Annotated in this window: 18 protein-coding genes; 4 read left to right on the forward strand and 14 right to left on the reverse strand. The window is 64.5% G+C overall.

Annotated features, from left to right (window positions below; genetic code table 11):
- Positions 1-185 precede the first annotated feature (185 nt).
- Genes BRAGE_RS0126165 through BRAGE_RS0126175 form a run of 3 tightly spaced genes read right to left on the reverse strand, consistent with a single transcriptional unit; the run spans position 186 to position 868 of the window.
- Positions 186-386 carry a hypothetical protein gene (locus tag BRAGE_RS0126165; protein ID WP_027558243.1) on the reverse strand — a complete coding sequence of 67 codons (201 nt, stop codon included), beginning with the start codon at positions 384-386 and terminating at the stop codon, positions 186-188.
- Between the two features lie 60 nt (positions 387-446).
- On the reverse strand, positions 447-629 hold the full coding sequence (locus BRAGE_RS53040) for a hypothetical protein (RefSeq protein WP_084334204.1): 183 nt from the start codon (positions 627-629) through the stop codon (positions 447-449).
- Positions 630-646: 17 nt separating this feature from the next.
- On the reverse strand, positions 647-868 hold the full coding sequence (locus BRAGE_RS0126175) for a hypothetical protein (RefSeq protein WP_027558242.1): 222 nt from the start codon (positions 866-868) through the stop codon (positions 647-649).
- Positions 869-983: 115 nt separating this feature from the next.
- Between BRAGE_RS0126175 and BRAGE_RS0126180 the strand changes: the two genes are divergently transcribed.
- Together BRAGE_RS0126180 and BRAGE_RS0126185 are read left to right on the forward strand one after the other, a co-directional pair.
- Positions 984-1,175 (forward strand): DUF3072 domain-containing protein, encoded by a 192-nt coding sequence (locus BRAGE_RS0126180; protein WP_027558241.1) that lies wholly within the window; start codon positions 984-986, stop codon positions 1,173-1,175.
- Between the two features lie 74 nt (positions 1,176-1,249).
- The gene (locus tag BRAGE_RS0126185; protein WP_027558240.1) at positions 1,250-1,546 is read left to right on the forward strand and encodes a DUF6496 domain-containing protein; all 297 of its coding nucleotides are present in this window, start codon (positions 1,250-1,252) and stop codon (positions 1,544-1,546) included.
- A gap of 18 nt (positions 1,547-1,564) precedes the next feature.
- Here the strand turns inward: BRAGE_RS0126185 and BRAGE_RS0126190 are convergent, their stop codons facing one another.
- From BRAGE_RS0126190 to BRAGE_RS0126205, 3 genes are all read right to left on the reverse strand, one after another.
- On the reverse strand, positions 1,565-1,927 hold the full coding sequence (locus tag BRAGE_RS0126190) for a hypothetical protein (RefSeq protein WP_027558239.1): 363 nt from the start codon (positions 1,925-1,927) through the stop codon (positions 1,565-1,567).
- Between the two features lie 274 nt (positions 1,928-2,201).
- Positions 2,202-3,734 (reverse strand): Do family serine endopeptidase, encoded by a 1,533-nt coding sequence (locus BRAGE_RS0126200; RefSeq protein WP_027558238.1) that lies wholly within the window; start codon positions 3,732-3,734, stop codon positions 2,202-2,204.
- A 132-nt stretch (positions 3,735-3,866) separates the two neighbouring features.
- On the reverse strand, positions 3,867-4,754 hold the full coding sequence (locus BRAGE_RS0126205; protein WP_027558237.1) for a transporter substrate-binding domain-containing protein: 888 nt from the start codon (positions 4,752-4,754) through the stop codon (positions 3,867-3,869).
- 111 nt (positions 4,755-4,865) lie between these two features.
- On the opposite strand from BRAGE_RS0126205, the gene BRAGE_RS0126210 reads away from it, so the two are divergent.
- Together BRAGE_RS0126210 and BRAGE_RS0126215 are read left to right on the forward strand one after the other, a co-directional pair.
- On the forward strand, positions 4,866-5,555 hold the full coding sequence (locus BRAGE_RS0126210) for a GntR family transcriptional regulator (protein WP_027558236.1): 690 nt from the start codon (positions 4,866-4,868) through the stop codon (positions 5,553-5,555).
- A 42-nt stretch (positions 5,556-5,597) separates the two neighbouring features.
- A complete protein-coding gene (locus BRAGE_RS0126215) occupies positions 5,598-6,965 on the forward strand; it encodes an NAD(P)/FAD-dependent oxidoreductase (protein ID WP_027558235.1) in 1,368 nt (455 codons plus the stop codon).
- A gap of 21 nt (positions 6,966-6,986) precedes the next feature.
- Here the strand turns inward: BRAGE_RS0126215 and BRAGE_RS0126220 are convergent, their stop codons facing one another.
- The 8 genes from BRAGE_RS0126220 to tkt form a co-directional block, all read right to left on the reverse strand.
- A complete protein-coding gene (locus BRAGE_RS0126220) occupies positions 6,987-7,199 on the reverse strand; it encodes a hypothetical protein (protein ID WP_027558234.1) in 213 nt (70 codons plus the stop codon).
- A gap of 169 nt (positions 7,200-7,368) precedes the next feature.
- Positions 7,369-9,222, reverse strand: a complete 1,854-nt coding sequence (locus BRAGE_RS0126225; RefSeq protein ID WP_035730076.1) for a putative bifunctional diguanylate cyclase/phosphodiesterase — start codon at positions 9,220-9,222, stop codon at positions 7,369-7,371.
- 267 nt (positions 9,223-9,489) lie between these two features.
- Positions 9,490-10,227, reverse strand: coding sequence for a ribulose-phosphate 3-epimerase (gene rpe, locus BRAGE_RS0126230; protein ID WP_027558232.1), 738 nt, complete (start codon positions 10,225-10,227; stop codon positions 9,490-9,492).
- On the reverse strand, positions 10,224-11,156 hold the full coding sequence (gene cbbX / locus BRAGE_RS0126235) for a CbbX protein (RefSeq protein ID WP_027558231.1): 933 nt from the start codon (positions 11,154-11,156) through the stop codon (positions 10,224-10,226). The genes rpe and cbbX overlap by 4 nt, the downstream gene beginning before the upstream one ends.
- A 102-nt stretch (positions 11,157-11,258) precedes the next feature.
- Positions 11,259-11,666: a ribulose bisphosphate carboxylase small subunit gene (locus BRAGE_RS0126240; protein WP_027558230.1), complete on the reverse strand. Its 408-nt coding sequence runs from the start codon at positions 11,664-11,666 to the stop codon at positions 11,259-11,261.
- Positions 11,667-11,677: 11 nt separating this feature from the next.
- A complete protein-coding gene (locus BRAGE_RS0126245) occupies positions 11,678-13,138 on the reverse strand; it encodes a form I ribulose bisphosphate carboxylase large subunit (RefSeq protein WP_027558229.1) in 1,461 nt (486 codons plus the stop codon).
- Positions 13,139-13,169: 31 nt separating this feature from the next.
- The gene (fba, locus tag BRAGE_RS0126250; protein WP_027558228.1) at positions 13,170-14,255 is read right to left on the reverse strand and encodes a class II fructose-bisphosphate aldolase; all 1,086 of its coding nucleotides are present in this window, start codon (positions 14,253-14,255) and stop codon (positions 13,170-13,172) included.
- Between the two features lie 14 nt (positions 14,256-14,269).
- Positions 14,270-16,291 carry a transketolase gene (gene tkt / locus BRAGE_RS0126255; RefSeq protein WP_027558227.1) on the reverse strand — a complete coding sequence of 674 codons (2,022 nt, stop codon included), beginning with the start codon at positions 16,289-16,291 and terminating at the stop codon, positions 14,270-14,272.
- Positions 16,292-16,298: the final 7 nt, after the last annotated feature.

A 16,298-nucleotide genomic window follows, 5' to 3' on the forward strand; every position in this document is an offset into this window, starting at 1 on the left:
TTCCGAGCAACCGGCGGCATCTCACGGGGATGTGCGGCTTGCCGCAGCGGCCTGATGGCGGTCAAGTCATGACCACACCGGGCGCTAAAGCGCGATGAGATTTGGATGAATCGTCATCGCGCTTTAGGTTGTTGTTTACGCATGATCTTTCCGGAAAACCGCTTCGCACTTTTCCGGATCATGCTTTAGCGCCACATCGTCGGTGCGCGGACCAGAGCATCTCGCGCAGCCTGTTTTAGATCCTCGATCGAGCGGCGATCTGTTTGCGCGGCCTCACGCAGCCGCGTGGCGACACGCTCGCGCGTCGCCAGTTCGGAGAGAGGAAGCCCGGCGCAGACGTCGTCCAGCACGGCCTGTATCAAAGCGGCCATTTCGGCATCGTGCATCGGCGAGCTCCAGCGTGTCGCGTAGCGCGCTCGCTTTAGCTGCGTCGGATGTCAGGGATGTTAAACGCGCCCCACAGCATTGGCTTTCACGAGCTGGTCGAGCTGCGCGCGCTTGCGCGCAATCAGGAGCTGGGCCGCAGCATCATCCAATCCCTCGCGCTGCAATTGCCGGATCGCGGAGCCGAGCTCGAGGATTTCGGCGCGCAGTCTTAGAATCCGGTACGTGTCCGGGTCTTCCTCCACCGCGCGCCTCCGAACTCTCAGCGGCGCGCGATGGCGCGCACCGGATTGACGGCTGTCTTCACGGGACGAAGGCGCACCCGGTCGCGGACATCAGGCAGGACGTCGCCACCGCCGGCGGCCTTCCATTCGCCGATCAGCAGATTGATCCTCCGGCGCAGATCCATCTGCGCCAGAGCTTTTTCGGTGCAGTCGCGATCGCGATTGACGAGGTCGCGGACGGACGCCTCGATATCGGCCATCTCCAGCCTCAAGGCGCTGATTTTACGTCGAATTTCATTAATTCTGTTGTCCATGGCTTGTTAGAACAAAATAAGAACATATAGTCAAGTCACGAATTCAGGATGGAGCAGCGACATGCAGGTTCAGGGTAAATACGACGCAAAGGCTTTTCTCATGGAGATGACCCGCGCGCAGGGGCTGAGGCTGAAGCGGCTCAGCGAGGAGGCCTACCAGCCGGCGCAATACGATCGGGATCTGTCCTCCGCTGAAGCTGCGCGCCGCATCCGCGCGCTGGAGGCGGAGATCGAGCTCGCGAATTCTTTCTAGGCAGCCGGAACGTTCCGCGCTTTGGGAACCATGCTTGTGTCCAATGGTTTTTCCCCGGCCAAGGGAGAGAATGCATGGCACGCAAGGCAAAGAAACGCCGTTACTCGCGTAGCGCCGGCAGCGATGTCGAGAGCGAGATGCGGCGCTACAAGAAGGGCACCGCGAAGAGCGGACGCGGCGGTCGTGGCGGGCGCGTGAAGAGCCGCAAGCAGGCGATCGCGATCGGACTGTCGAAGGCGCGCAAGAAGGGCAAGAAAGTCCCGAAGAAGGCATCGAAGCGCAAGACGTCCAAGAAAAAGACGTCCAGGAAGACGTCTAAGAAGTCATCCAGGAAATCATCCAAGAGGTCGTCGAAGCGCAAATCCTCCTAGCGCTCGCGCCGATCCGTGTCAGATCATGCTGCCGGGCATGAAGCAGCGGATCGAAATCCCGAACGCGGTCTTCACCGGCCACACCATGGTGCGGCCGGCCCGGTTCGGCTCGGTGATGACGGCTTCATCCGGCACCTCGACCCACTGCCCGTCGAGACGCACGCGATAATGCCCGTTGTGCGACTCCCAGTCGGGATCGGCAACGGCAAAACCATCCGCATCCGAACAGCACGGGCCAAGATGGCTGCGCAGGCTGTCGAACCATGGCTTGAGGGGGGAGTCGGCGTAACGGCCGTCATCACGCCCGAGGGCGTTTCCGCTCCACAGCACCAATGGCGCCACAAGCAACGCACGCCTCAGCGAGAGCTTCAATCGATCCATGTTCGGCACCGATCAAATGCGAACCACCGGCCGGTTCCAAAAAGCGGCTGGCAGTTCGAAGGTCCACGCTTGCAACTGGCTCGGCGGCTCCGTTGCCGCCAAGCAAATATACGACTCGGAACAGTGATCAGCGAACACGGCTTTTTCGGACGAACCGGGTCATCGTCCCTGCCGTTAACGAGAATGTTATCAGATATCCCGCGGTAATTCTGAAGGCGAACAGAAAAGGCGGCCCCAAGGGCCGCCTTTGGATTTGGTTCGGTCGACGTTCGCCTTACGCGAGCGGCACCGCGACGAAGCGGGTCGCCTCCGCGCTCTTGACCTGCAACAGCACGCTGCGCTTGCCGGAGGACTTCGCCTGCGCCAGCTCCGAGCGGACGTCGCCGACATTGGCAACGGCCTTGCCGCCGACATTGAGGATGACGTCGCCGGTCTGGATGCCGCGCTGCGCCGCAGGCCCTTGCGGATCGACCTCGGTGACGACGACGCCCTTCTGGCCGGCGCCCTGCACCTCGCCGGCCGGAGCCAGGCTCAGCCCGAGGCGCGGCGTGCCGGCGTCCGGCTGCACCTTGCCCTCGCCGGTCTTGCCTTGGGCCTGCCGCTCGTTCGGCAGCTCGCCGAGCGCGAGCGTCACCGTCTTGGCTGCGCCCTTGTGGAAGACGTCGAGCTTCACCGAGGTGCCGGGCGCCAGCGTGGCGATGGTGCGGGCGAGATCGCGGGAGTCCTTGATCGCGGTGCCGTTGACGGCGGTGATGACGTCGCCGGCCTCGATGCCGGCCTTCGCCGCCGGGCTGCCGTCCTGCGGATTGTCGACGATCGCGCCGCGCGCTTCCTTGAGGCCGAGGCTGTCGGCAATGTCCGACGTCACCGGCTGCACCTGCACGCCGAGCCAGCCGCGCGTCACCGCACCCTTGTCCTTGAGCTGCGCGACGACGAGCTTCGCGGTCGAGGCCGGAATGTCGAAGCCGATGCCGACCGAGCCGCCGGAGGGCGAGAAGATCGCGGTGTTCACGCCGATCACGTTGCCGCTCATGTCGAAGGCCGGACCGCCGGAGTTGCCCTTGTTGATGGGCGCGTCGATCTGGATGAAGTCGTCATAGGGGCCGTTGCCGATGTCGCGGCCGCTGGCCGAGACGATGCCGGCCGTGACGGTGCCGCCGAGGCCGAAGGGATTGCCGACCGCGACCACCCAGTCGCCGATGCGCGGCTTCTGGTCGGAGAACTTGACGAACGGGAAGTCCTTCTTGCCGTCGACCTTGATCAGCGCGAGATCGGTCTTCGGATCCGTGCCGACCACCTTCGCAGTGTAGACCGTGCCGTCATCCATCGTCACCTGCACGGATTCGGCATGGTCGACGACGTGGTTGTTGGTCACGGCATAGCCGTCGGCGGAGATGAAGAAGCCGGAGCCTTCGCCGGTGATGACCTGGTGGCGCTGGCGCGGCATGCCGTTCATGCCGGGGCCGCGGAAACCGAACTGCCGCGAGAACTGGTCGAACGGCGAATCCTCGTCCGAATCCATCCGGTTCTGCTGCATCATCGCGCTCTTGTCGTTGTCCTGGTCGATCTTGACCCGCACCGAGATGACGGCGGGTTTGACCTTGGCAACGAGATCACCGAAGCCCTGCGGCGTCGCGGCGCCTTCCGCGGCCTGGGCCGGCGCGACGAAGGAGTTGACGCCGAATTGCGAGGAAACGGGAGAGGCAGCGAGCACGGCCACGCCGAGCGCGGCCACGGTGCCGAGCAGCGCGAGGCGGCGCGGCTTCAGGATTTTGCGGGGGGTGTCGGAATTGACGCGATCGTTCATGTCGAAATGTCCATGTTGGGTAAGTCGCCTTGAACCCAACATGGACATCGTCACCTTACGACGTCCCGTCCGTCCGATTAAATCTTGGCAAAGAACGGCGCAGCAGAAGAGCTGCACCATGCCGTCGAGCGATCACACGCCCTTGTCGTTCGGATTGGCGACCGCATCCTTGAGCGGCGTCGGCATCGGGAAGTTCAGGTTCACATTCTTGGGCGGAATGGGTTTTGTGAACCATTTCGCGTAGAGTTCCGCGAACTCGCCGCGCTTCATCATGGCGACCAGCGTCTTGTCGATCAATGCCTTGAACTCTGGATCGCCCTTGCGGATGATCAGCCCGTAAGGCTCGGTGCGCAGGCTGTCGTCGATGATCCGCCAATTGTCCGGCGTCTGGCTGCTGGCGATGAGTCCCGCGAGCAGGATGTCGTCCATGACGAAGGCGTCGCTGCGGCCGGTCGTGAGCGCCAGGAACGACGCGGCATGGTCCGGCGACAGCACCTGCTTGAAGCCGAAATTCTTCTCCTGGCTGCGTGCCAGCAACAGCGTGATCGACGTCGAGCCGGTGGTGAGCGCGACCGGCTTGTCCTTGAGATCCTCGAACGTCTTGATCGGCGCATCCTTCCGGACCACAGCGCGAATGCTCGAGACGAAGATGGTATTGCTGAAGGCCACCACCTTCTGGCGCTCCAGCGTGTTGGTGGCGGGACCGCAGACGATGTCGATGGTTCCGTTCTCGATCAACGGAATCTGCGTGCTGAGCTGGATCGGCTGCAGCCTGGTCTGAAGTGCCGGCAGCTTGAGCTCGTCCTTCACCGCATCGACGATCCGCACGCAGAGATCCATCGCAAAGCCGACCGGCTTCTGGTTCTGGTCGAGATAGGAGAACGGGACCGAGACGTCGCGATGGCCGAGCCGGATCTCGCCGACATCCTTGATCTTCGCCAGCGTCCCGCCCGGCGTCTGAGCCTGCGCGGGCGCCGTCAGCGCGGTCAAAAACATCAGCGAATACCACAGGTCCTTCATCACGCCACTCCTAGTTTGGATACAATCTCTCAATATTTTATACGCCGTATTGCATAATCCGCAAACAGATTTTATACAATCTGGGTCAAGCCAACCGCGACAGGGTGCCGGATGAAATCGGGAGCAGTGGCAAAGCAGCGCAGTGGCGGCGGTCACGGCTCCACGCCTGATGCCGTGCGCGAGGCGCTGCGCCGCGCGATCAGTGCAGGCGAGCTCGCGCCCGGCATCCAGCTTCGTCAGGACGAGCTCGCGGAGAAGTTCGGGACCAGCCGCATTCCCGTCAGGGAAGCGCTGCGCCAGCTTGAAGCGGAAGGCTTCGTGACGTTCCTGCCCAACCGGGGCGCGGTCGTCTCCGATCTCTCCATCGACGAGGTCGTCGAGCTGCTCGAAATCCGCATCGCACTCGAATGCCACGCATTGCGGCTCGCCATTCCGGCGATGGGCGATATCGATCTCGACGACACCAGAAAGATCCTGCGTTCCTACGACGCGGAGCCCGATCCGGAGCAATGGGGCGCGTTCAACTGGCGCTTCCACAAGGCGCTCTACGCCCCCTGCAATCGCCCTCGCCTGCTCGCGATGATCGAGGCCAATTACGGCCATGTGAGCCGCTTCACCCGCACCCTCGTGTCGCGTGCGACCGGCAAGGAACGGCCCCAGCGCGAGCATTACCAGCTGCTCGAATATTGCCGCGACGGCGAGGTCGAGAAGGCCGTGCGCCTGCTGCGCGAGCACATCGTTCAGACGCAGAAGACGCTGCGATCGGCGCAGCGTCTCGCATCACGGGACGAGACCGACTGATCCCGGGGGATCATCTGTCCCGCGAGCCAACGGAGAGTACGCTTGAAGACGAACGACGTCGAAATCCTGGTCATTGGCGCCGGCATGGCGGGCCTTGCCACCGCTTACTACCTCGCCGTCGAGCACAAGCGCTCGCGCCTCCTGATCGTCGATCAAGGCCAGCCGATGGCGCTGACGTCGGCGCAGTCAGGCGAGAACTATCGCAACTGGTGGCCGCATCCGACCATGGCCGCGTTTACCGACCACAGCTCGGACCTGATGGAGGACGTCGCGCGCCGCACGGATAATCGCATCCACATGACGCGGCGCGGCTACCTCCTCGTGACCCGCGACGACAGTCCGGACGAGCTGCTCCGTCAGTTGCATGCCGGCTACGGCGCCGCGGCCTCGAAACTGATCCGCCAGCATGAGGGCACCAGTCAGACCTATTCGCCGCCGCTCTCGGTGGACTGGCAGACCGCACCCGACGGCGTCGATGTGCTGCGCGGCCGCGACCTGATCCAGCGCTATTATCCCGCCTTCGACAAGGAGGCCGCGACCGCGCTTCACATCCGCCGGGCCGGCGACATCAGCGGCCAACAGCTCGGCCAGTACATGCTGGAGACGATGCGACCGTTGGCGGTCCAATTTCAGCAGGCGCGCGTGGTGGGCATCGCCAAGGCCGACCGGTTTCAGGTCGACGTCGTCGCCGACGGCGAGCGCCAGACCCTCAAGGCCGATATCATCGTCAATGCGGCAGGCCCGTTTGCGGCGCACATTTCTGCGATGCACGGCGAAAAGCTGCCGATGCACAACGTGCTTCAGCAGAAGATCGCCTTCGTCGACCGCCATCGCGCGGTCGATCGCAAGATGCCCTTTGCAATCGACCTCGACGGCCAGACGCTGGCCTGGTCGCCGGAGGAACGTGAGGCGCTGGCGGCCGACCCGGACCTCGCCCGGTTGCTGGAGCCGATGCCGGGCAGCATTCACTGCCGCCCCGACGGCGGCGACCACGGCCAATGGATCAAGCTTGGCTGGGCCTTCAACTCGGAGCCATCAGAGCCCACGCGCGAGCCGGAGCTCAATCCTTACTTCCCTGAGATTGTGCTTCGCGCCGCAAGCCGGCTCCAGCCCGCGCTCGGGCAATATCTTGGTGCCCTGCCCCGCGACCGCGTGCATTACGGCGGCTTCTATCCGATGACGAAGGAAAACTGGCCACTGATCGGCGCGGCCAAGACTGCAGGTGTATTCCTCACGGCCGCATTGTCGGGCTATGGAACGATGTCAGCCTGCGCCGCCGGCGATCTCTGTGCGCGCGCCGTGGTCGGCGCGCCGACACCCGCCTTTGCCGGCGTCCTCTCGCTCGCGCGCTACGAGAACAAGGCACTCATGGACGAACTCGAGAGTGCCGAGAGCCGCGGTCTACTCTGACCGCTCGCCGGCCGGCTGCCTTCACGCCGCGACGTGAGTCTCCCACGCTGCGGCCGCGGCGGCGTCCTCGTCGCGTTGTGCATTGCAGGCGTCGAAATGCGCCTTCAGCTCGGTCTCGGCGAGATGTTCGAAATGCTCGGCCTGGCCGAGGAGTTCCCAGGTCTGGAGCGGCCGGTAAGCCGCCTGCTGACGACAGAGGGACGCTAGTGCCCGGTAGCGACGTACGTTCTCCATGAGACCCTCCCTCGCATTCACTGGGCTTATTGCCCTGATTTGCGTCAGGCCGATGGCGGCCGTGCAACAGATTTGCTGCGCGCACGGCCGGCCTCATCAAAGTTAACTTTTCAGAAATCCGCAAGCGAAGATTGGTTCCTGGCGCAGAACCGGGGGAACTCGCAAGGCCTCAGGCGTAGCGGCGGCGCTCGACGGTGATGCCGATCAGATCGAGATACCGTTCGATCGGTTCGGGCCGGCCGATGAGGTAGCCCTGCATCTCGTCGCAAGCTTCCCCCGCCAGGAAGGCACACTGTGCTTCCGTCTCCACCCCTTCGGCGACGACAGGAATGTTCAGGGCGCGCGCAAGGCTGAGGACCGCGCGGACGATCTCGGCCGATTGCGGACTCGCCTCGAGATTGGAGATGAAGCTGCGGTCGATCCTGATCTTGTCGAACGGAAACGACTGGAGATAGGACAACGACGAATAGCCGGTGCCGAAATCGTCCATGGCGATGCGGATGCCGAGCGCCTTCAAACGCCGCAGCAGATTCAGCGCGCGGGTAAAATCGCCGATCAGCACACCCTCGGTGATCTCGACCTCGAGCCGCGTTGGCGCGAGCCCCGTCTCCAGCAGGATCTGGTGGATCGAGCGTTCGAGGTCGCCGGCCTGGAACTGGACCGGCGACAGATTGACTGCGACCGGCAGCGGCCGCGGCCACGACACCGCCTCGCGGCACGCTTCGCGCAGGATCCATTCGCCGATCTGGATGATCAGCCCGTTCTCCTCGGCGAGCGGAATGAACTGGTCCGGCGCCACGAAGCCGCGCGTCGGGTGGTTCCAGCGCAGCAGCGCCTCGAAGCCAACGACCTCGCCGTCCATCCGGGCCTGCGGCTGGAAGTGGACGAGGAGCTGGTTCTGCTCCAGCGCCTGGCGCAGATCGTGCTGCAACAGCCTGCGGTCGCGCAGCTCCTGATCCATCTCGGATTCGAAGAAGCGGACCCGGGCCCTGCCCTCGCGCTTGGCGCGATAGAGCGCGGAATCGGCGTTGGCGAGCAGCGTCGCCGCATCCACGCCGTCATCGGGGTAGACCGCGATGCCGACGCTGAGCCCGACATGGGAGAGATAATCGTCGACCTCGAGCTCGGTGCCGATCGCCTCGACCAGACGTTCGGCGAGCGCCAGCACCGCGTCCCGGCACGCATCGTCCGGCAGCAGGATCATGAACTCGTCGCCGCCGACGCGGGCGATGAAGGCGCCGTCGGCCTCCGCCGCAAGACGGTCCGCCGCCGCCCGCATCAGCATGTCGCCAACGGGGTGGCCGAACACGTCGTTGACTTCCTTGAAGCGGTCGTGATCGAGGCTCAGCACCGCAAAGCTGGTCGAAGCGTCCTGCGCCCGTTCCAGCTGCTCCGCCAGCGCAACGTTGAATGCGCTGCGGTTGGGCAGATCGGTCAGCACGTCGTGATGTGCGAGATGGCTGATGCGTTGCTGCGTGTTGACCCGCTCGGTGACGTCCTCGATCACGCCGACCAGATATTGCGGCTCACCCGCGCCGTCCGTGATCAGCATCTTGCGCGAATTCACGACGCGGTCGTGGCCCTTGACGCCGACTTCGAGCAGGTACTCCTCCAGGAACATCGGCATGCCGCTGGCGACCACCCGCCGGTCCTGCTCGTTGACCATGCGGGCGACGTCGGCCGGGAAGATCTCCTCGGGAGTCCTGCCCAGCATCTGCTCGCGCGGCACGCCGTAATAATTCTCGCCGGCGCGGTTGAGCAGGATGTAGCGCGAATCCTTTGCGCACTTCGCGAACACGGCGATCGGGATGTTCTCGACGATGGTGTCGAGGAATTCCTGGGTCCGCAGCAGATCCTGCTCGACCTCGTCATGGGTGTGCCCGCGCACATCCGTCATTCTCTGGCGGCCGCGATCACTGGCCTCGTAAGCCGCGCTGACGAGCTCGCCCAGCTTGACGAGATCGACCTGTCCGGCAGCATCGGTGGCGCAGCGGAGCTGCTCGGCGAACAAGCGGTGCATCATGCCATCGCTCCGCGCCGCGTGCAGGCCTCATGCCCGCAAATATCTGCGTTCCGCATCCCCGCGCTCTCATAGCGTTCCTAAACCGCAGATTGAGGCGCTTAACATTGCGCGGGCGTTAATCGAACTCGCGCCCCGGCCGCGTTGGTTACCCCGGCCTGAAAAGAACCGATCAGTTTGTGCGGCATCCTCCGTAGAACCCCGGAGAAAAGTGGCATGCCTTCGCACAAAGGGGACCACAGCAACATCGCCACGCGTCCCGTCCGTAGTCTACCGAATGAGCGCGCCCTCTCCGGCGCGCATCGGCTGCGCGGAAATATCCTGCAACTTCGGAACCCCACCGGCTTCCGCAGCGGCGCGAATGGCCGAAATGTTGGCGGCATAATCGGCGCGGCTCTTGCCGCGGAACACCGCCGAACCCGCGACCAGCGTATCGGCGCCCGCGGCGGCGACGGCAGCAGCATTGTCGCGCGTGACGCCGCCATCGACCTCGAGCCGGATCGGCCGGTCGCCGATCATGCTGCGAATACGCCTGATCTTCCCGATCTGGGATTCGAGAAAGGATTGGCCGCCGAAACCAGGATTGACCGTCATCACCAGCACAAGGTCGAGACGATCCAGCACATATTCGATCGCACTCTCTGGCGTCGCCGGGCACAGGCTGACGCCCGCCTTCTTGCCGAGCGCGCGGATTGCCTGGAGCGAGCGGTCGAGATGCGGACCTGCCTCGGCATGGACGGTGATGACGTCAGCACCGGCCTTGGCGAACGCCTCAAGGTACGGATCAACAGGCGCGATCATCAGATGAACGTCGAAGATCTTCGACGTCACCGGCCGGATCGCCTTGATGACGTCGGCGCCAAAGCTGATGTTCGGCACGAAATGTCCGTCCATCACATCGCAATGGATCCAATCGGCACCGGCTGCGTCAATCGCCGCGATCTCCTCGCCGAGGCGGGCGAAATCAGCCGCCAGGATGGAGGGAGCGATGATGATCTGCTTGGTCATTGTTTTGCACTCCGCGCGTCGGCCCCGCCGCTGAAGACGCGGCTCGCCAGCACATCGGCGGCATCGACGGTTTCGAGATCGGCGACATCGAGCATGCGGTCAAGATCGGACACCAGGCGATCGGCCTGACGCAGGCGGATGCGGTCGACGGCATTGCGGATCGAGCGCGCATTGGAGAAGAACGGCTGGGTCCGGCGCAGCGCAATGTATTTCTCGAATGCTTCCCGTGCGGCCGCCGAGAAGCGATAGCCGCGCTCCTTCAGCATCAGCTCGGCGATAACGAGCAGCTCGGATTCGGCATAATCAGGGAATTCGATGTGGTGAGCGATGCGCGAACGGAAGCCGGGATTGGAGGCGAAAAAGCTCGTCATCCGCTCGCCATAGCCGGCGAGGATCACGACGAGATCCTCGCGCTGGTTCTCCATCACCTGGAGCAGGATCTCGATCGCCTCCTGGCCGTAGTCGCGCTCGTTGTCGGGCCGGTGCAGGTAATAGGCCTCGTCGATGAAGAGCACGCCGCCCATCGCTTTCTTCAGGATCTCCTTGGTCTTCGGCGCGGTGTGGCCGATATATTGGCCGACGAGATCGTCGCGCGTCACCGAGATCACCTGCCCGCGCCGCACGAAGCCGAGCCCGTGCAGAATCTTCGCCATACGCAGCGCCACCGTCGTCTTGCCGGTGCCGGGATTGCCGGTGAACGACATGTGCAGCGTCGGCGGCGCGGCGGCGAGGCCCGCGCGCTGCCGGATGCGCTCGATCAGCAGCAGCGAGGCGATCTGGCGCACACGGTTCTTTACCGGCTTGAGCCCGATCAACTCCTGCTCGAGCTGTTGCAGCGTGTCGGTGATCCCGGCGGCTTCCGCTTCCTTGCGAAGATCGAAACTCGTCTCACCGGGCTCGGTCGTCGTGGCGTGGAGGACATCCAGCATAGCTACCCTCGAAGAAAAGAGCTTCGCCGCGGGGGGGATGCGGCGAAGCAGTGGTCCGCCAAGGAAACGGAGCAGGGAGTGCTCCGCGCGGAACGAGAATGGTTATTGAGAAGCGTGCGCGGCGAGCTTTCGCACGGTGGTGTAGCGGATGGCGCGTCCGCCCACCTCCTGCCGCACCAGCTCGAACTCCGCCTCTTTCGGCGGCCGATTGACGATGAACGAGATCCGCACCGACTCCCAACCGTGGCTCGAGTCGAAACCGCTGATGCGGATGTAGCGGTCGCCATACACCCGGCGGCATTCGGCGAGCTCCATCATCACGCCGGCTGCGTCCTGGAGATCGAACATCGGCAGGCCCCACATCTCCCAATAGGTGCTGCGGGGGTGCGGATCGTCGGTGAACTCGATGTTCACCGCCCAGCCGTTCGTGAGGCAATACTGCACCTGCTTGTAGATCTGGTCGTCGGTGAGATCAGGCAGGAACGAGAAGCAGCCCTGGGTCAGTTTCATGTCAAATCTCCTCAGACGGTTTCCAGCGCCGTCGGCACGAAGTCCGGCGTGTCGGTGGATTGATAATTGAAGGTGACGTCCTTCCAGACCTCGAGCGCGGACTTCAGCGGCGTGCAGGTCTGCGCCGCCTTCGCCAGGATCTCCGGGCCTTCATGGACGTAGTCGCGCCCCTCGTTACGGGCGAGGATCATCGCCTCCAGCGCCACGCGGTTGGCAATCGCGCCGGCGGCGATGCCCATGGGATGGCCGATGGTGCCGCCGCCGAATTGCAGCACGACGTCCTCGCCGAGGAGATCGAGCAGCTGATGCATCTGCCCGGCATGGATGCCGCCTGAGGCCACCGGCATCATCTTGTTGAGGCTCGCCCACGACTGGTCGAAGAACAGGCCATGCTCGAGCTTCATCGGGTTGAAGTCCTCGCGGCAGACGTCGTAATAGCCGCGCGTGGTGTTGGGATCGCCTTCGAGCTTGCCGACCACGGTGCCGGCATGGATGTGATCGACGCCGGCGAGTCGCATCCATTTGGCGATGACGCGGAACGACACACCATGGCTCTTCTGCCGCGTATAGGTCGAGTGACCGGCGCGATGCAGATGCAGGATCATGTCGTTGCGGCGTGCCCATTTCGCCATGGACTGGATCGCGGTGTAGCCGATCACGAGGTCGATCATGACGATCACCGAACCGAGCTCCTTGGCGAATTCCGCGCGCTCGTACATGTCCTCCATGGTCGCCGCGGTGACGTTGAGATAGGTGCCCTTCACCTCGCCCGTGGCCGCCTGCGCCCGGTTCACCGCCTCCATGCAATAGAGGAAGCGATCGCGCCAGTGCATGAACGGCTGCGAGTTGATGTTCTCGTCGTCCTTGGTGAAGTCGAGCCCGCCCTTCAGCGCCTCGTAGACGACGCGGCCGTAGTTGCGCCCCGAAAGCCCGAGCTTCGGCTTCACCGTCGCGCCCAGCAGCGGCCGGCCGAACTTGTCGAGCCGCTCGCGCTCGACCACGACGCCGGTCGCCGGTCCCTGGAACGTCTTCACATAGGCGACCGGGAAGCGAATGTCCTCCAGACGGAGCGCCTTGAGTGGCTTGAAGCCGAACACGTTGCCGATGATCGAGGCCGACAGATTGGCTATCGAGCCGGGCTCGAACAGGTCGAGGTCATAGGCAATGTAGGCGAAATAGGAGCCCGGAGTGCCCGGCACCGGATCGACGCGGTAGCACTTCGCGCGGTATTTCTCCGCAGCGGTCAGGCGATCCGTCCACACCACCGTCCAGGTCGCTGTTGAGGATTCGCCGGCGACAGCGGCGGATGCCTCGATCGGGTCGACGCCCTCTTGCGGCGTCACGCGGAACAGCGCGATGACGTCGGTCTCCCTCGGCATATAGTCGGGCTCCCAATAGCCCATGCGCTTGTATTCCATCACGCCCGAGCGATATCTTTCCTTGCCCCGGACGGTTCCTGCGTGTGCGTTCATGGCTCTCTCCTGCTCTTCTCTCTCTGAATGATTAGGCTGCGACCGGCTCGCGGGCGCCGATGCGCGGATCGAGCTCGCCGGCGCGGTAGCGCCGCGCCATCTCGCTCAAGGGAATGACCTTGATCCTGCTGGCATGGCCAGCGGTGCCGAACTGCTCGAAGCGATCGCGGCAGAGCTCGCGCATCGCATCCATCGCCGGCTTGAGGAACTTGCGCGGATCGAACTCGGAGCGCGCCTGCGTCGCGACCTTGCGAAACACGGCGGTCATGGCCAGACGACAGTCGGTGTCGATATTGACCTTGCGCACGCCGCTCTTGATGCCGCGGACGATCTCCTCCACCGGCACGCCCCAGGTCTGCGGCATCTCGCCGCCGAACTGGTTGAACATGTCCTGGAGCGGCTGCGGCACCGAGGAGGAGCCGTGCATGACGAGATGCGTGTTCGGCAGCCGGCGATGAATCTCCTCGACCACCCGCATCGCCAGGATGTCGCCATCCGGCTTGCGACTGAACTTGTAGGCGCCGTGCGAGGTGCCCATCGCGATCGCGAGCGCATCAACCTTGGTGGCGCGGACAAAGTCGACGGCCTGGTCGGGATCCGTCAACAACTGGTCGTGGCTGACCTTGCCCTCGACACCGTGGCCGTCCTCCTGTTCGCCGCCACCATGCTCGAGCGAGCCAAGCACGCCGAGCTCGCCTTCGACCGAGGCGCCCGTCCAATGGGCGAGATCGACGACGCGGCGCGTGATCGCGACGTTGTAGTCGTAATCCGCCGCGGTCTTGGCATCGGCCTTGAGCGAGCCGTCCATCATGACAGAGGTGAAGCCATGGGCGATCGCGGAGGCGCAGGTCGCTTCGTCATTGCCGTGGTCCTGGTGCATGCACAGCGGGATGTCCGGATAGGTCCGCTCCAGCGCGTCGATCATGTGCGACAGCATGAGATCGCCTGCATAGCTGCGCGCACCGCGCGAGGCCTGGATGATCACGGGCGCGTCGACCTCGGCCGCCGCCTGCATGATCGCGATGCCCTGCTCCATGTTGTTGATGTTGAACGCCGGCACGGCGTAGCCGTGATTGGCGGCATGATCGAGCAGTTGGCGAAGGGTGATACGGGCCACGACAGATCCTCCTGTTATTGCTTGCGAGCGCGGGCGATCGCCCGGCGGGCGGCTTCGGCAACGCTTTGCGGCGTGATGCCGAATTCGCGGTACAGCACCGGAGCCGGCGCCGAGGCGCCGAAGCCGCGCATGCCGACGAACTCGCCGTCACTGCCGATCCAGCGATGCCAATCGCCGGCGACTGCTGCCTCGACGCCGACGCGCGGTGCGGTGCCGAGCACGGCAGCGCGGTAATCGTCCGGCTGCTCCTCGAACAACGCGAAGCACGGCGCGGAGACCACGGCCGCACGCACGTGCTCGGTTGCGAGCAGTCGGGCCGCTTCCAACGCAATCGACACTTCCGAGCCGGTCGCCATCAGCGTGACGTCGCGCCCGCCAGCGGGCGAGACGATGAGATAGGCGCCACGGGCGACCCGATTCCTGCCGCGGACATCGCTACGGAAGGTCGGCAACGCCTGCCGCGACAGGCAGAGCACGGAGGGACGATCCTCCTCTTCAAGTGCGCAGTCCCAGGCTTCCAGCGTCTCGACCGCGTCGGCCGGACGGAACACCAGAAGGTTCGGAATCACCCGCAGCGCGGCGAGATGCTCGACCGGCTGATGCGTCGGTCCGTCCTCGCCGAGGCCGATGGAATCGTGCGTCATGACATGGATGACGCGCAGCCGCATCAGGGCCGCAAGGCGGATCGCGGGCCGGCTGTAATCGGAGAAGGCGAGGAAGGTGCCGCCATAGGGAATGAACCCACCATGCAGCGCGAGGCCGTTCATCGCAGCCGCCATGCCGTGCTCGCGGATGCCGTAATGGATGTAATCGCCGGCGAATGCGCCGCTCTTGACGGGGACTTGGGCCTTGGCGTGCGTCAGGTTCGAATGCGTCAGGTCGGCAGAGCCTCCGATCAGCCCGGGAATCGTTCCAGCGATGGCATCAAGCACCTGTTGCGAGGCCTGCCGCGTCGCGAGCTTCGGCCGCTCGCCGGCAAAGCGCTCGCGCAATTTCGCCGAGGCCTGGGCATAGGCGTTCGGCAGGGCAACAGCTTTGCCCTCGACGAACAGATCGCGCTGCTCGGGCGTTGCGCCTTCATAACGATCGAGCCAGGCAAGACGCTCGACCTGCCCGCGCTGCCCGATCATCCGCCACGCCTTCGCGACGGGAATCGGCACGACGAAGGGCTGATAGTCCCAACCGAGGGTTCGGCGCGCTGCCGCGGTCTGTTCGGTGCCGAGCGGCGCGCCATGCGCCTTCTCGGTGCCCTGTCTATCAGGCGCGCCATAGCCGATGATGGTGCGGCAGGCGATCAGCGACGGGTTTGCGGTTTCGCGCTCTTCCGCGATCGCTTGCGCAACGGCTTCGGGATCGTGTCCGTCGACGCGGCGCACCGACCAGCCGGAGGCGGCGAAGCGTGCGAGTTGATCGTCCGAGGTCGCAAGCGACGTCGGCCCATCGATGGAGATGCCGTTGTCGTCGAACAGCACGATCAGGCGGCCGAGCTTGAGATGACCGGCCAGCGAGATCGCCTCCTGGCTGATGCCCTCCATCAGACAGCCGTCGCCGGCGATGACATAGGTGAAGTGATCGACGAGGCCGTCGCCATGCCGCGCATTGGCCATGCGTTCGGCAAGCGCCATGCCGACGGCTGTCGCAATGCCCTGCCCCAGCGGACCCGTGGTGGTCTCGACACCTGGCGTGTGGCCATATTCGGGATGGCCCGGCGTCTTCGAGCCCCATTGCCGGAAGGCCTTGATGTCGTCGAGGCTGACCGCGCCGCCGGTGAGATGCAGCAGCGCATAGAGCAGCATCGAACCATGGCCCGCCGACAGCACGAAACGGTCGCGGTCCGGCCAGTTGGGATGGGCCGAGTCGAACTTGAGGAATCGAGAGAACAGCACGGTCGCGACATCGGCCATGCCCATGGGCAGGCCGGGATGGCCGGACTGCGAGGTCTCGATGGCGTCGACCGCAAGGAAGCGGACGGCGTTGGCGAGATCGTTGTGCGTGACCGCGGTGAGGTCGGCTTCGGCGTGGACGGAGATGTTCATCGGTTTC

The sequence above is a fragment of the Bradyrhizobium genosp. SA-4 str. CB756 genome, from assembly GCF_000473125.1.
Taxonomy (GTDB): domain Bacteria; phylum Pseudomonadota; class Alphaproteobacteria; order Rhizobiales; family Xanthobacteraceae; genus Bradyrhizobium; species Bradyrhizobium arachidis.

Coding starts and splice junctions, on each gene's coding strand:
- BRAGE_RS0126165 (WP_027558243.1), bottom strand. CDS start 386: ATGCACGATGCCGAAATGGCCGCTTTGATACAGGCCGTGCTGGACGAC.
- BRAGE_RS0126175 (WP_027558242.1), bottom strand. CDS start 868: ATGGCCGATATCGAGGCGTCCGTCCGCGACCTCGTCAATCGCGATCGC.
- BRAGE_RS0126180 (WP_027558241.1), top strand. CDS start 984: ATGCAGGTTCAGGGTAAATACGACGCAAAGGCTTTTCTCATGGAGATG.
- BRAGE_RS0126185 (WP_027558240.1), top strand. CDS start 1,250: ATGGCACGCAAGGCAAAGAAACGCCGTTACTCGCGTAGCGCCGGCAGC.
- BRAGE_RS0126190 (WP_027558239.1), bottom strand. CDS start 1,927: ATGGATCGATTGAAGCTCTCGCTGAGGCGTGCGTTGCTTGTGGCGCCA.
- BRAGE_RS0126200 (WP_027558238.1), bottom strand. CDS start 3,734: ATGAACGATCGCGTCAATTCCGACACCCCCCGCAAAATCCTGAAGCCG.
- BRAGE_RS0126205 (WP_027558237.1), bottom strand. CDS start 4,754: ATGAAGGACCTGTGGTATTCGCTGATGTTTTTGACCGCGCTGACGGCG.
- BRAGE_RS0126210 (WP_027558236.1), top strand. CDS start 4,866: ATGAAATCGGGAGCAGTGGCAAAGCAGCGCAGTGGCGGCGGTCACGGC.
- BRAGE_RS0126220 (WP_027558234.1), bottom strand. CDS start 7,199: ATGGAGAACGTACGTCGCTACCGGGCACTAGCGTCCCTCTGTCGTCAG.
- BRAGE_RS0126225 (WP_035730076.1), bottom strand. CDS start 9,222: ATGATGCACCGCTTGTTCGCCGAGCAGCTCCGCTGCGCCACCGATGCT.
- rpe (WP_027558232.1), bottom strand. CDS start 10,227: ATGACCAAGCAGATCATCATCGCTCCCTCCATCCTGGCGGCTGATTTC.
- cbbX (WP_027558231.1), bottom strand. CDS start 11,156: ATGCTGGATGTCCTCCACGCCACGACGACCGAGCCCGGTGAGACGAGT.
- BRAGE_RS0126240 (WP_027558230.1), bottom strand. CDS start 11,666: ATGAAACTGACCCAGGGCTGCTTCTCGTTCCTGCCTGATCTCACCGAC.
- BRAGE_RS0126245 (WP_027558229.1), bottom strand. CDS start 13,138: ATGAACGCACACGCAGGAACCGTCCGGGGCAAGGAAAGATATCGCTCG.
- tkt (WP_027558227.1), bottom strand. CDS start 16,291: ATGAACATCTCCGTCCACGCCGAAGCCGACCTCACCGCGGTCACGCAC.